Here is a 14,212-nt window from a genome sequence, read left to right as displayed (position 1 = left end):
ATGACGACCATCGGCCGGCCGCTGTCCGCGCCGGGACCGGAGGGCCCCTGGGAGCGGGTGCACGAGGAACTGGTGCGCACCGGCAGCGTTCTGGTGCACGGCACGATGCCCGGCTGGCAGCCGGACCCCGGCGCGGCGAACCTGCGTCTGCTCCTCGGCCGTGACTGGGCCCGCTACGAGAAGCTCGGTCGTGCCGGTATGCGAGAGCGCTTCCTCGCCTCCCGGCTGTTTCTGCGGTACACCGCCGCGGCGGCCGTGCAGACGCTGCCGCACCTGGTGGACGTGGCGTATCTGCCGGGCGGGCGCCCTTATGTGCGCGGCCTCGACCAGATCGACATCAGCCTGAGCCACACCGACGAGACCATGGTCGTGGGCGTCACCCGCCGAGGCCGGATCGGGGTCGACGTGGAGCGCGCCGACCGGCGGCTCGCGCACACCGGTTCCGAGGCGCAGGCCTGCACGCCGTTCGAGAAGCGGAACCTCGACCGGGGCGCGGAGAGCGCCCGCAACGACACGATGGTGCGGCTGTGGACCCTGAAGGAGGCCTACAGCAAGGCCCTCGGCCAGGGCCTGCGGTTCCGCTTCACCGAGTTCGGTTTCGCCCTGCACGGTTCGTCCGGCGCCCGGCTGGTCCGTCCCGACGGTTCCGCCACGGACGACGGCGGCTGGACGTTCGGGACCTTCGCCGTCGGCGGCAGCCATGTGGTGAGCGTCGCGGTGTTCGACGACGGGTTCGGGGAGCTGACGGACGTCTCGGTCGGGACGACCCTGCACGAGGGGCTGCTGGACGCGCTGTACGGGGTGGCCGGCGAGGAACTGCCCGGCCCGGCGGGCTCAGGGGATCCAGCCCGCGTCCTCGGCGATGCGGATCGCGTCGACGCGGTTGCGGGCGCCGAGCTTGCCCACGATCGAGGTGAGGTAGTTACGGACGGTGCCCTTGGTGAGGTAGAGGCAGCCGGCGATCTCGGCGGCGTCGGCTCCGCGGGCCGCGAGCCGTAACACCTCCACCTCCCGGCGGGACAGCGGATTGTCCGGGTAGTCCCAGGCGCTCAGGGCGAGTTGGGGGTCGACGACCCGTCCGCCCATCGCCACGGAGCGCACGGCGCAGGCGAGCTGGTCCGGAGGGGAGTCCTTGAGCAGGAAGCCGGAGACATGGGCTGCCATGGCGCGACGCAGGGTGCCGGGCTTGCCCAGGCTGGTCAGGATCAGGGAGCGGCAGCTGGGGAGCCGTTCGTGCAGGTCGGCGGCGGCCGTCAGACCGTCCATGCCCGGCAGGTCGACATCGATCACCGCCACGTCGGGCCGTACCTCGAGCGCGGTGCTGACGATCGTGTCGCCCCGGTCCACGGTGGCGACGACCCGTAGATCGGGCTCGAGTTGCAGCAGTGCGACAAGAGCGCCGCGGATCATGTGCACGTCCTCGGCGAGCAGGACGGTGATGGATGGCACCTGTACCTCCCCCAGGCAGCGGTGTCTCGTCCGATCAGCCCCGGTTCAGGCTGCGGATCTCTCGGCGTCCGGCGCGCCGGCGGCTGTGGCCGCGTGGGCCTCGCCCTTGCGCGGCTGGAGCGGGGCCCACGCCACGAGGCGGAACATGCCGTCCTCGTCGACGCCGGCTGTCAGGTCCCCCCCGATGGCCGTGAACCGTGTCCGAAGATTGCCCAGACCGCTCCCGCCACCGGAATGCGTGTCAGGCTCCCCTCCGTTCGCCACTCCGTCGTTGGCCAGCGAAAGGAGAACCGTTTCCGTCCCGCTGGTGGCCTCGATGGTACATAGCTCGGCCTTGCTGTGCCGCAGGATGTTCGTGACTCCTTCCCGCAGCGCGGTCGCGAGAACGGTGTCCACCACAGGATGCAGCCGGTCGACCTGTACGTCGACCTCCGTGCGGACATCGGCTGACATCAGCACCTTCGCGGCCGACTCGGCCTCTTCGCGCAGCGACATCTCCCGGTAGCCGCGCGAGACCAGACGTACGTCGGCCAGAGCCTGCCGCGCGACGAGCAGCAGGGACGTGGTCTCGTCCGCGGCCAGCTCCGGCCGGGTGGGGATCAGCCGGCTGACCAGCTCACCCTTGAGCGTGATGGTGGACAGGCTGTAACCGAGCAGGTCGTGCAGGTCCCGGGCGAAGCGCAGGCGTTCCTGGGTGACGGCCATGCGGGCCAGCTGTTCGCGGGTGTCGTGAAGTTGGCGGACGATGTCGGTCATACGGGCCAGGCCGTAGATGACGAGGCCTGCAAGGATGACGGACAGGCCGACGTAGCAGCTGTAGAGAACGCCTTCGCCCTCGAGGAGCGGGTACACGGGAGAGGTGAGTACGACGAGCCCGAACAGGGGCCACCCGACGGCGTTGGGCAGGACGAGCAGTACCGTCCCGGCGAGCGGCCCCTGCATGCTCCCCCAGTTGAGGCCGAACCAGACCGCCGGCAGATAGGTCAGGACGGTCTGCGCCGCCAGGACGGCAAGGCGCCGGCGTAGGTTCCAGTCGCGCGCGGAGGCCGAGGTGAGCACGAACTGCACGCCGAACTCGAGCAGTACGAAGGCGACGCAGATCGCCAGCTTGGCGGCGCTCGCTCCGCCGAACTTCAGCACGTTGATGATGACGACGGAGCAGTAGCAGAGCAGGACCACGACCGTGATCGAGCGGGCGAGGCGGGGCGCCATTGCCGGTTGCCCGGATGTCCGGGAGGAATCCTCGGCATCCTGGTGACTTTCCGCTCTCTGGAAAGCATCCGGCATCGCGACCTCCTCGCCCGGGGACTTGGCGCAAGGCATGGTATGGGCACGACTGAACGGCGGCCAGTGATGGCTGTAATCAGCCGAGTTTCACACGAACAGCGGAATGGGGTTGAGGTCGTCGTAACGTGTCGCGCGCGCGAGGCGACCGAGTGTCACGGGCACGTCGAAGAGGCGGCCGGGCGCAAACCTGGCCCAGAAGTGACGCATCCCCGGAACGATCACTTTCACCACGGGAAGCCGCACGTCAGGCCGCGTCTGATCGAGGACGAGCAGCTCCATGCCCCGGTCCCTGGCCAGGCTCTGGGCCACTGTGAGATCACTGAGCAGGTCCTCTCGCGCCGCGCACGCGTAACGTGCGGGTGTACGGGCGGACTCTCCGGGGTCGGGCACGAGATATGGCTGGTTCCGGGTGGTCGCCTTCGCCCACCATGTGGCCAGTTCCGGGTGGAGGGAAGCGAAGGCGGGGTCCGCTTCCACTTCCACTCCCGGCGGAGGGAGCAGCTGCGCCATCTCGGTCACCGCGCGGCGCAGCGCCGTACGCGGGTCGAAATGGGCGCCGAACCCGAAGCAAATGCGTTGCGCCGTCCCGTCGTTACGGGCCGACATGGCGGCCATCACGGGGATTCCGAAGTCCGCGGTGAGATCCAGCACCCATATGTCGCGGCGCAACTTCTGGTAGGCGGAACGGACTTCGGTGAGCCAGGGTTCGTCGAACGCGTCCAGGTCGACGCCGGGCTGGCGGGTGCGGTTGTACCACCACAGCGCCACTGCGTCGCGTTCGACCACCTCGAGGAAGCCCTGCAGCGTCGCGTCTTCGAGGCTGCTGCCGGCCGCGTTGCCGTTGGAGTCCGCCCAGGGCGCGGACAGCCGTCTGCCGGGGGCGGCACCGAAGTAGAGCATCGAGGTGGGCAGCAGACGGTGGACACCCGCGGTCACCGACCACACCGGGGTCCATTCCGTCGGTGCTGCGGGATCGAAGGGTGGTGGAACCTGCTGGAACACGGCGGCCGAGCGGTTCCAGTACTCGCGCTCCGCGAACTGCCGGTCGGCGTACAGCTGGCACGAGTTGGGGTGCAGCGCGCTGTCGCCGAGCCCGGCGAGCGTGTCGACGACGACCGGCTCGTCCCCTTGGCGCGTCGCGCTGTACCGTTCGACCGCCTCGCACAGCGCGCCCACCTCGGCCTCGACCGGCGTGGTCCCTTTTCCGCCACTGTGACTGCGCAGTCCGCTGCGCAGCGCGGCGAGCGAGTCGGCGCGCAGGGCGGGGTTGCGCCCGGAGACATAGCGGTTCAGACCGTCCGGTGTGTCGGGAGCGGGCCGCACCTCGGAGACCACACCCGTGAGTGGATCGACGAGATGCCGGTAGCGGGCGAGCACGGCGGCGGGGGAAAGGGCCCGGTGGCCGCCGCCGGTCGTGACCGACTTCGGGCGGGAGGTGAAGACCACCGGGCGCCGTACGCCCGCCGCCACCAGGCCGGGGTCACCGCATTCGGGACACTGGGGACGCCTGGCCACCGCATGATGGCGGGTGCGGAGGGTGCGCGTGTCCAGAGTGCACAGGGCGGCCTGCTCCGCATGGCGCATCCCGGCCACCCACTTCATGGTCTCGAGGACGGCGCTCTGCAGTCCCAGGGCGCGCACGGAGGCCAGATACGCCCGCGGCAGCGGCACCGGGCCGGGCAGGCCGAGCACCCGCTGCACCGGCGCCTGCGTGGCGCGGTGACCGCGCAGCCGGTGTGCGAGGCACGACCAGCACGCCCGGTCGGGGACCCCGAACACGGGGCCCACCCAGGCCTCTACGCCGCACGGCTTCGCCAGCAGCCAGGGCCGGCCGGCGGCCCGGTGCCGTGCGTCCAGGTCGGCCAGCGCCGGGTCGAGGTAGTCGTCGCAGACGACCAGCGTGAATGCGGCGGATGCGTCGTCGCCGGCCAGGGTGAGGCCGGAGGCCAGGCACTCCTCGCGGACGGGTCCGGGGTCCGTCCGGCCCAGCACCACCACCTGCACCGGCGTACCGCGCAGGGCAGCCTGGGCGCCCGAGCCGCTCAGGCCCGCCAGCTCCCAGTAGGCCTCGGCGGCGGTGTCCGACGAAGGAGCGCGGTAGCCGATGAGCTGGGCTTCGGCGAGCGCGGCGATCGTACGGCCCGCTGTGGCGGCGTCCAGGACCGCCGCGGCCTCGTCGAGCACGGCCTCCAGGGTCCGGGTGCCGTCGAGCAGCGGGGCGAGGATCTCGACGTGCGGGCCGTGCAGGGCGGTCGTGCCGCGCTCCGACAGCAGGTACACGGCCTCGCCGTCGACGACCTCGACGCGCAGGTGCGGCTTGAACCCGACCTGCCGTGTCACCGGGGACATCATGCGAGGCGTGCTCATGCCGACGGGGCCCCGGAGCAGTCGACGAGGTACTGCGGGGAGAGATAGCACGTGCTGAGGGTGATGGAGGTGTCCACGGGATCCAGATCCTCGATCACCAGCGTCTCCCGGCGTACCCCCGCCAGGTAGACGGGCTCCGCCGCCACGACGCCGAACTCCGCGAGTACCGACACCGGGTCGGTGAGGTAGCGGGCGGCCAGGTCCGGTTCGAGTCCGGCGCGGGCGGTGAGAAGTGCGATGCCGTGGTCCTGCGGGGCCGTTCCGGCCGTAAGGGCCGGGGCGGGGATGGTCAACGTGCTCATGTGGCCTCCAGAGTCATGAGTGTTGAGTAGCGCTGCGAATCGGGGATCCGTTCGGCGTGTCCCGCGACTCGAATTCTGGGGGCCGTGCTTTCAAGCCGCACAGTGCGGGCGTCACCATCGCGGTATGACATTTTCATAGGCCTCTTCATGACCTGCGCACTGTGGCTCGAACCCGGCTGCTGCGAAGCTTTTGCCTTGCTCGGGAGGCGGTGCCGCCGGACCCTCGGCCGGCGGCACCGCCCGCGTAAGACGGGGGCGGGCACCGCCCGCGCGAGACGGGAGAGTGATCACATGGACATCAAAGTACTGGGTCGGCTCACGGCGGAACTCAACGGTGTGTCGGTGGTTCCGAGTGCCGCCAAGCCTCGGCAGATTCTCGCCCTGCTCGCCCTGGAGACCGGACGCGTCGTCACCGTGCCGACGCTGATGGAGGAGATCTGGGGCGAGCACATACCCCGCAGCGCCGCGACCACCCTGCAGACCTACATCCTCCAGCTCAGGCGCAAGATAGCGGCCGCCCTCGAGGGCGATCCGAGCCGGCAGGCCAAGGGCATCCTCGTCACCCAGCACGGCGGCTACCTCCTCGAGGTCCAGCCGGGGCAGATCGACGTCCAGGAGTTCGAGCAGCTGTGTGCCTCCGGCCGGGACGCCCATGAGGCGGCCGACTACCGGACCTCCGCGGAGTTGCTGCGCAGGGCCCTGGACCTGTGGCAGGGGCCGGCGCTCGTGGACGTACCCGTGGGAAGCGTCCTCGAACTGGAGGCGCTACGGCTCGAAGAGGACCGCATGGCGGCGCTGGAGCTGCGCATCGAGGCCGATCTGCGGCTCGGGCGGCACGCCGAGATCGTGCCCGAACTGCGGGTGCTGGTGGCCAAGCACCCGATGCACGAGAACTTCTGTGCCCATCTGATGACCGCGCTGCACCGCTCCAACAAGGCCTGGCGGGCCCTTGAGGCGTACCAGCGGCTGCGCGGCTCGCTCGTCCAGGAACTCGGCCTGGAGCCCTCGCCCCGGCTGCAGCGGCTGCACCAGTCGATCCTCTCGGCGGACCCGTCCCTGGACGCGGAACCGGTCCCGACATCCGCGGCCGGCTGACTCGGCAGCCGACTCCCGGAGCCTGCGGCCCCCTGCGGACGCTCGCCGGGACCCCGGGCTCCTGTCGCGACCGCCCGGGCTTCGGGGTACCTGCGGATGATCGGCCCGGATTCTGGCTCCTGCCCGCGACAGGCTGAGCCCGTGACTCCGGCCGGCCGAGCCGGCGCCCCCGTCGTGGCCGGGCCACGTACGCCGGAACGGTGTGTCGACGGCCGCGCGGTGATCTCGTTCTGTGGGGCTGTGCGGTGACTTCGGTGGGCAGGACGGTCTCGGCGGTTTCCGACTCGATCGAGTCGAGGCGGCCCTTGGCCAACAGGTCGCGTCCCCTGTATCGGCGGACCTCGGTCCATTTCTCCTTCTGCTCGGCCAGGACCGCGCCGACCAGGCGCACAACGCGGTGCGGCCGGGAAAGACGCCGACCACGTCGATGTGACGCCGGGTCTCCTTGTCGAGCCGTCCTTGTGGGTTGTCGGACCGGATCTGCCGCCGGAGCTCACGCGGGGACGAGGTGAAGGAAGGCCGGCACAGGTCCTGCCGGGCCGCGTCGAGGTGCTCGGCGGCCTTGGGGAACCCGGCCTCAAGGGCGCTCGGAACGTGCCGCATCCGACTTTCACGGCGTGGGCGCCGGGCGGTTCGAAGACCGTCCGCGGCAACGTGACCGCCCACGGACACCTCCTCCCCCAGCCGGCGAGACCCCAGCCCCACCCCACCCCACCGAGACGCATCTCCCCGGCCCACCGGCCGGGTGGTCGTCTCGAGGCGGGTTCGAGGAGGCGGGCCTACGTTCGGCCGATGACGATCCTCGACGACCGTATGGTCTCCTCAGTCGCCCCTGACCTGCGTCGAGCCGCCGCGGAGCTGCGGCGGATCAAGAAGGAAGTGAGCAGTGGCCCGGATCCCGAGGCCACCCGGCGGCAGCACGCGAAGAACAAACTCACCGCCCACGAACGGCTGGCGGTCCTCTTCGACGAGGGCACCTTCACCGAGATCGAGCCGCTGCGCCGGCACCGCGCCACCGGATTCGGCCTGGAGGACAGGAAGCCGCACGGCGACGGCGTGGTGATCGGCTGGGGCCTGGTCCACGGCCGCACCGTCTTCGCGTACGCCCACGACTTCCGGGTCTTCGCCGGAGCGCTCGGCGAGGCCCACGCCGCCAAGGTCCACAAGGTGATGGATCTGGCCGAGGCTGCCGGAGCGCCCCTGGTGTCGCTCAACGACGGCGCCGGTGCGCGCATCCAGGAAGGCGTCACCGCCCTCGCCGGATACGGTGGCATCTTCCGCCGCAACGTCGCCGCCTCCGGGGTGATCCCGCAGATCAGCGTGATGCTCGGCCCGTGTGCCGGCGGCGCCGCCTACAGCCCCGCCCTGACCGACTTCGTGTTCATGGTGCGCGAGACCGCCCAGATGTTCATCACCGGCCCCGACGTCGTCCAGGCCGTCACCGGCGAGAAGATCACCCACAACGGTCTGGGCGGCGCCGAACCGCACGCGACCGCCTCCGGCGTCTGCCACTTCGCCTACGACGACGAGACCGAGTGCCTGGAGGACGTGCGCTTCCTGATCTCGCTGCTCCCGTCCAACAACCGTGAGCTGCCGCCCGCCGCGCCGAGTGCCGACCCCGCGGACCGGCGCACCGAGGCCCTGTGCGACCTCGTACCGGCCGAGCCGGGACGCTCCTACGACGTCCGTGACGTCATCGGGGAACTCGTGGACGACGGCGAGTACTTCGAGGTCCATGAGGCCTGGGCGCGCAACGTGGTGTGCGCGCTGGCCCGTCTCGACGGGCACACGGTCGGCGTCGTGGCCAACCAGCCCGCCGTGCTCGCCGGCGTCCTCGACATCCACGCCAGTGAGAAGGCCGCCCGCTTCGTCTCCACCTGCGACGCCTTCAACATCCCGCTGGTCACCCTGGTCGACGTACCCGGCTTCCTGCCCGGCGTCGACCAGGAGCACAACGGCATCATCCGGCACGGCGCGAAACTGCTGTACGCGTACTGCAACGCCACCGTCCCCCGGATCTCCGTGGTGCTGCGCAAGGCCTACGGCGGCGCCTACATCGTCATGGACTCCCGTTCCATCGGCTGCGACCTGTCCTTCGCCTGGCCGACGAACGAGATCGCCGTGATGGGCGCCGAGGGTGCCGCGAACGTCATCTTCCGCCGGGAGATCAACGCGGCCGACGACCCCGAGGCCGTACGGGCGCAGCGCATCAAGGAGTACAGGACCGAGCTGATGCACCCCTATTACGCAGCCGAACGCGGCCTGGTCGACGACGTCATCGAGCCGGCCGAGACCCGCTCGGTCCTGATCCGCTCCCTGGCCATGCTGCGCGGGAAAAAGGCCGAAGTACCCGCCCGCAAGCACGGCAATCTTCCCACGTGACCTGCACGGATGTGGCGTCCACGCGGACACGAGCGGCCGTCGAGCACCTGCCCGTTCCATGGGATGCACCGGATACGGCGGCGCGTCACGAGCGGGCGGCCGTCCGGGCCGGCCGGCCGGGGCACGACCCCATCCATGGCAGCCCCGGCCGCCGCGACACCGCAGTGCTCCGGACGAAGGGATCGACAGTGGCCCGCACAGTTCCATCCGGCAGGGAGTGCGCGAAGCACTCCGCCCCGTCGAAGGCGAGGTAGATGATGCGTCGAGTTGCCATCACCGGACTGGGCGTCGTGGCCCCTGGCGGTATCGGCGTCAAGGAGTACTGGGACCTGCTCACCGCCGGCCGTACCGCCACCCGCACCATCTCCTTCTACGACCCCTCCCCGTTCCGCTCCCGGGTCGCCGCCGAGTGCGACTTCGACCCGCTGGCGGCCGGCCTCTCCCAGCAGGAGACCCGCCGCCTCGACCGGGCCGCGCAGTTCGCGGTGGTCTCCACCCGGGAGGCGCTCGCCGACAGCGGCCTGGACACCTCCGCCCTCGACCCCGGCCGGATCGGCACCTCGCTCGGCAGCGCGGTCGGCTGCACCACCAGCCTGGAACGTGAATACGCGGTGGTCAGCGACGGCGGCCGGGAGTGGCTCGTCGACCACACCTACGCGATTCCCCAGCTGTACCGGCACTTCGTGCCCAGCTCGATGGCCGCCGAGGTCGGCCGGGCGGCCGGCGCCGAGGGTCCGGCGGCCGTGGTCTCGACCGGCTGCACCTCGGGCCTGGACTCGCTCGGCCACGCGGTGGAGCTGATCCGCGAGGGCACCTGCGACGTCGTGATCGCCGGTGCGACCGAGGCCCCGATCTCCCCGATCACCTCCGCCTGCTTCGACGCCATCCTCGCCACCACCCCGCGCAACGACACCCCCGAGAGCGCCTGCCGCCCCTTCGACAGGACCCGCAGCGGCCTGGTTCTCGGGGAGGGCGCGGCTGTGCTGGTCCTGGAGGAGTTGGAGGCCGCCCGGGCCCGGGGCGCGCACATCTACGCCGAGATCGCGGGCTTCGCCCAGCGCTGCAACGCGTACCACATGACCGGTCTCAAGCCGGACGGCCGCGAGATGTCCGAGGCCATCGACGCCGCCCTCACCGAGGCCCGCCTCGACCCGACCGCGATCGACTACATCAACGCGCACGGCTCCGGCACCAAGATGAACGACCGCCACGAGACAGGCGCGTTCAAGCGCAGCCTGGGCGAGCACGCCTACCGGACCCCGGTCAGCTCCATCAAGTCGATGATCGGGCACTCGCTCGGCGCGATCGGCTCGCTGGAGATCGCCGCCTGTGCCCTGGCCATGGAGCACGGGGTGCTGCCGCCCACGGCCAACCTGAACGAGCCGGACCCCGAACTGGACCTCGACTACATCCCGTTGACCGCCCGGGAGAAGCAGACGGACGTCGTTCTCAGCGTGGGCAGCGGCTTCGGCGGCTTCCAGAGCGCGATGGTCCTCGCACGACCGGAAAGGAGCATCGCATGACCACGTCCACCGTGGTGACCGGCCTCGGCATCGCCGCGCCCAACGGTCTGGGCGCCGAGGACTACTGGAAGGCGACCCTGGCGGGCGAATCGGGCATCGGCCCGGTGACCCGGTTCGACGCCACGCGCTACCCGTCCCGGCTCGCCGGCGAGGTGCCGGGATTCGTCGCCGAGGAGCACATCCCCAGCCGGCTCATACCGCAGACCGACCACATGACCCGGCTCGCGCTGGCCGCCGCGGAATGGGCCCTCGAGGACGCCGGTATCGACACCGGCGAGGTGCCCGAGTACGGCATGGGCGTGGTCACCTCGGCGTCCGGCGGCGCCGTCGAGTTCGGCCAGCGCGAGCTGCAGAACCTGTGGAGCAAGGGCAAGGAGCACGTCAGCGCCTACCAGTCCTTCGCCTGGTTCTACGCCGTCAATACCGGCCAGATCTCCATCCGGCACAAGCTGCGCGGCCCCAGCGGCGTCCTGCTGACCGAGCAGGCCGGCGGCCTCGACGCGATCGGCCAGGCCCGCCGCCATGTCCGCAAGGGATTCCAGGCGGTCGTGTCGGGGGGCGTCGACGCGGGCATCTGCCCGTGGGGCTGGGTGCCGCAGCTGGCCACCGGCCTGATGAGCACCGAGCAGGACCCGGCTCGCGCGTTCCTGCCCTTCTCGGCCGACGCGGGCGGATACGTGGTGGGCGAGGGCGGCGCCATCCTGGTGGCCGAGGACCTCACCGCGGCCCGCGAGCGCGGCGCGTCCCACATCTACGGCGAGATCGCCGGGTACGCCGCCACGCTCGACCCCGCCCCCGGCTCGGGCCGCCCGCCGGGCCGGGCCAGGGCCGTCCGCTCCGCCCTCACCGACGCCGGGCTCACCCCCGCCGACATCGACGTCGTCTTCGCGGACGCCGCCGGTGTGCCGGAGCTGGACCGGGCCGAGGCCGAGGCGCTGGCGGAGGTGTTCGGCCCGCACGCCGTACCGGTGACCGCCCCCAAGTCGCTGACCGGGCGGCTGCTGGCCGGCGGCGCCGCCCTCGACGCGGCCACCGCCCTGCTCGCCCTGCGCGACGGGGTGATCCCGCACACCGCCGGTGTCGACGCGGCCGCCGCCGACTACCCGATCGACCTGGTCACCGGGGCGCCCCGGGAGGCGTACCTGCGCAACGCGCTGGTCCTCGCCCGCGGCCACGGCGGCTTCAACGCGGCCCTCGTCGTCAGCCGTACGGCGTGACCATCCCTCACCACCTCCATCCCGGACCACGCCTCGCCTCATCCCTGAGCCGGGCACCACACCCATCACCCAACGGAGGACTCACCGTGACTACCACCACGAGCACGACCGTCACCCTGGCCGACCTGACCCGGATGCTGCGCGAGAGCGCCGGTGAGGAGGAGGGCATCGACCTGGACGGCGACGTCCTGGACACCCCGTTCCTGGAACTCGGCTACGACTCGCTCGCCCTGCTGCAGGTCATAGGCGAGGTCCAGCGCACCTACGGCATCAGCGTCCCGGACGACGCGGTCGTCGACGCCGAGACTCCCCGCGCGCTGCTCGAGCTCATCAACTCCGGCCAGGACAGCGCGGCCTGAGCCGGACCGTGCGGGCCGCCCCGATTCCGGATCCCCCGCCGCCAGGGGCGGCCCGCACTCCTTTCCCGATCCGACTGCTCCCCCCACTCCCTCTTGGTTCCTGTCGATCCTGGCCCCACCGGCCGCGGCGGTCCGCGGCCCACGAGGAGGTACCCATGCCGCTGACGGCTGACAGCGCGGTGATCCGGAGGCTGATGGTCCGTCCGGGCCCCGCGGGAGAGGACAGAGCGCCCGTGCCGGCGTCGGCCGCCGCGGTCTCCGCGGTGCTGCGGGCCTTCGGCCGCTCCCCGCGCGACCTGCCCGTACGGACCGTCGTCTACGTCGGCGCCCACGCCCCGGACCCCGCGCTCGCCCCCGAGCACGAGGGTTTCGCGGTGCGGACCGCCTCGGCGCCGGGCCGCGCCCTGCGCCTGGCCCACCAGGAACTCCATGACGGCACCGCCGACTTCGCGCTCGTCGCCGGATTCGACGAGCCCGAGCCCGGCACCATCACGGTCTACGCGGTGAAACGCGCCGCGGAGGCGGTCGCCGACGGCGACACCGTCCTCGGCATCCTCGACGTCACCGCGGCGGCGGAACCCGACGCCGCACCGGAGCTGACGGCCCTGGTCCACGGTCACCGCGCCACCGACCCGGGCCGGCACCGGCTGCTGCTGTGGTCGGGCCGGGACGAGCAGGACGAGCAGCGGGTGCGCGGTGAACTGCTGCCCCTGCTCTCGGGCCTGCACCACGAGGCATTCCCGGCCCTGCCCACCATGGTGCCGTGCGGCACCGAGCCCGGACCGGTGCGCGGCGCCGCCGTCACCGTCGCCGCGCTGTCCGCCGCCGCGGTGCACAAGGCGAAGGCGGTCACCGCGGCACGGCCCCGGCCCGTCGCCCTGCTCTTCCCGGGCCAGGGCTCCCAGCACCACGCCATGGCGGCCGGCCTGTACGGGCGGGAGCCGGTGTTCACCGCCGCCTTCGACGCGGCCCTGTCCCACATGGGCGAGGAGGGCCCGCGGATTCGCGCGGACTGGCTCACCGACGGCCGTCCGCAGATCCCGATCGACGACGTACGCCGGGCCCAGCCGCTCCTGTTCGCGGTCGACTACGCGCTCGGCCGCATGGTGATCGGCTGGGGGGTGCGCCCCACGGCGGTGCTGGGCCACAGCGCGGGCGAACTCGTCGCCGCGACCATCGCCGATGCCGTCGCCCTGCCCGACGCGGTCGCCATGGTCATGGAACGCGTCCGCGAGGCGGTGAAGATCCCGCCCGGCGGCATGCTCGCGGTGGCGGCGGAGGAGCAGCGTCTGCGCCCCTACCTGCGCGACGACGTGGCCATCGCCGCCGTCAACGCCAACCAGCAGACCATGCTGGCGGGTTCGGCCGGACCACTGGCCGAAATCGCCGAACGGCTGCGGGCCGACGGCCTCACCGTCGTCACCGTACCGTCGACCAGTCCCTTCCACTCCCCGGCGATGGCTCCCGCGTCCGAGGCCGTGGAGGAGGCCTACCGGGACATCCCCCTGCGCCCGCCGACGCTGCCGCTGTACTCCGGGTACACGGGCGAGCTTCTGCGCCCCGAGGAGGCCGTCAGCCCGCGCTTCTGGGCCCGCCAGATCACCGACACGGTGTACTTCAAACAGGCCCTGGAGTCCCTGCTCGCCGCCGACGACACGCTACTGATCGAGGCGGGCCCTCGGCAGACCCTCACCGCCTTCGCCCGCCGGCACCGCGCGGTACGCCTCGGCGCCAGCGCCGCCGTACCGCTGCTCCCGGGCCGTCCCGGCACGGCCGAGGCCGACCGCCAGTCGGTCCTCACCGCGGCGGCCAGGCTGTGGACCGAGGGGCACGTCCCCGCCCCGGTCGCGCTGTCCGCCCTGTGGACGTGGAGCGCCGACGGGCATCCGGCGCACGAGGACACCACCCTCACCCCCCAACTGGCCACGGCGACCTCATGAAAGGCATGAGCACGACAGCCGCGACGGCGCTGCGGGTCCTGAAGGCGATCTACGGCACCCTGATCGCGGCGGGCCGCATGTACGTCTGGATCCCCCTGGCGGACCTGCACCCCGGGCCATCCGATCCCCCACCCCACCACCCCGAACGCCTGCGCCCCGACCTCCCCCTGACCGCATACGAGCGCACCCTGGAACGCGAGCTGACGGCAGAGGGCCGGGCCTCCTGACACTCCGTGAACGGGCGGCGGATACCGACGGCGGGACCGACACCGGATGCTGTCGGCCGATCCG

Annotated in this window: 11 protein-coding genes and 2 pseudogenes; 8 read left to right on the top strand and 5 right to left on the bottom strand. The window is 71.8% G+C overall.

Annotated features, from left to right (window positions below):
- Nucleotides 1-663 (top strand): annotated as a pseudogene (locus AC5WS8_RS13735) (4'-phosphopantetheinyl transferase family protein); the annotation flags it as partial.
- Between the two features lie 171 nt (nt 664-834).
- On the opposite strand, the gene AC5WS8_RS13730 reads toward AC5WS8_RS13735, so the two are convergent.
- From AC5WS8_RS13730 to AC5WS8_RS13715, 4 genes are all read right to left on the bottom strand, one after another.
- Nucleotides 835-1,449, bottom strand: a complete 615-nt coding sequence (locus AC5WS8_RS13730; RefSeq protein WP_496103634.1) for a response regulator transcription factor — start codon at nt 1,447-1,449, stop codon at nt 835-837.
- A 45-nt stretch (nt 1,450-1,494) separates the two neighbouring features.
- Nucleotides 1,495-2,661 (bottom strand): sensor histidine kinase, encoded by a 1,167-nt coding sequence (locus AC5WS8_RS13725; protein WP_496103633.1) that lies wholly within the window; start codon nt 2,659-2,661, stop codon nt 1,495-1,497.
- A 162-nt stretch (nt 2,662-2,823) separates the two neighbouring features.
- Nucleotides 2,824-5,085: a TOMM precursor leader peptide-binding protein gene (locus AC5WS8_RS13720; RefSeq protein WP_496103914.1), complete on the bottom strand. Its 2,262-nt coding sequence runs from the start codon at nt 5,083-5,085 to the stop codon at nt 2,824-2,826.
- 14 nt (nt 5,086-5,099) lie between these two features.
- Complete coding sequence (locus AC5WS8_RS13715; RefSeq protein ID WP_496103632.1) at nt 5,100-5,405, bottom strand: hypothetical protein; 306 nt, start codon at nt 5,403-5,405, stop codon at nt 5,100-5,102.
- Between the two features lie 291 nt (nt 5,406-5,696).
- Here AC5WS8_RS13715 and AC5WS8_RS13710 point away from each other — a divergent pair, with 291 nt between their 5' ends.
- Nucleotides 5,697-6,500 carry an AfsR/SARP family transcriptional regulator gene (locus AC5WS8_RS13710; RefSeq protein ID WP_496103631.1) on the top strand — a complete coding sequence of 268 codons (804 nt, stop codon included), beginning with the start codon at nt 5,697-5,699 and terminating at the stop codon, nt 6,498-6,500.
- Between the two features lie 241 nt (nt 6,501-6,741).
- Here AC5WS8_RS13710 and AC5WS8_RS13705 read toward each other — a convergent pair.
- Nucleotides 6,742-7,168: pseudogene (locus AC5WS8_RS13705) on the bottom strand (transposase); the annotation flags it as partial.
- Nucleotides 7,169-7,292: 124 nt separating this feature from the next.
- Between AC5WS8_RS13705 and AC5WS8_RS13700 the strand changes: the two are divergent.
- From AC5WS8_RS13700 to AC5WS8_RS13675, 6 genes are all read left to right on the top strand, one after another.
- On the top strand, nt 7,293-8,882 hold the full coding sequence (locus AC5WS8_RS13700) for an acyl-CoA carboxylase subunit beta (RefSeq protein ID WP_496103630.1): 1,590 nt from the start codon (nt 7,293-7,295) through the stop codon (nt 8,880-8,882).
- A gap of 257 nt (nt 8,883-9,139) precedes the next feature.
- A complete protein-coding gene (locus AC5WS8_RS13695) occupies nt 9,140-10,405 on the top strand; it encodes a beta-ketoacyl-[acyl-carrier-protein] synthase family protein (protein WP_496103913.1) in 1,266 nt (421 codons plus the stop codon).
- Nucleotides 10,402-11,622 (top strand): ketosynthase chain-length factor, encoded by a 1,221-nt coding sequence (locus AC5WS8_RS13690; protein WP_496103629.1) that lies wholly within the window; start codon nt 10,402-10,404, stop codon nt 11,620-11,622. Before AC5WS8_RS13695 ends, AC5WS8_RS13690 begins: the two co-directional genes overlap by 4 nt.
- A 134-nt stretch (nt 11,623-11,756) precedes the next feature.
- The gene (locus tag AC5WS8_RS13685) at nt 11,757-11,981 is read left to right on the top strand and encodes an acyl carrier protein (protein ID WP_470992244.1); all 225 of its coding nucleotides are present in this window, start codon (nt 11,757-11,759) and stop codon (nt 11,979-11,981) included.
- A gap of 155 nt (nt 11,982-12,136) precedes the next feature.
- Nucleotides 12,137-13,921, top strand: a complete 1,785-nt coding sequence (locus AC5WS8_RS13680; RefSeq protein ID WP_496103628.1) for an acyltransferase domain-containing protein — start codon at nt 12,137-12,139, stop codon at nt 13,919-13,921.
- Between the two features lie 5 nt (nt 13,922-13,926).
- A complete protein-coding gene (locus AC5WS8_RS13675) occupies nt 13,927-14,148 on the top strand; it encodes a DUF6059 family protein (RefSeq protein ID WP_496103627.1) in 222 nt (73 codons plus the stop codon).
- Nucleotides 14,149-14,212: the final 64 nt, after the last annotated feature.

The organism is Streptomyces sp. PTL18 (genome assembly GCF_059510295.1).
Note: the sequence above shows the minus strand (reverse complement) of the source record. Positions and strands in the feature narration are given on the sequence as shown.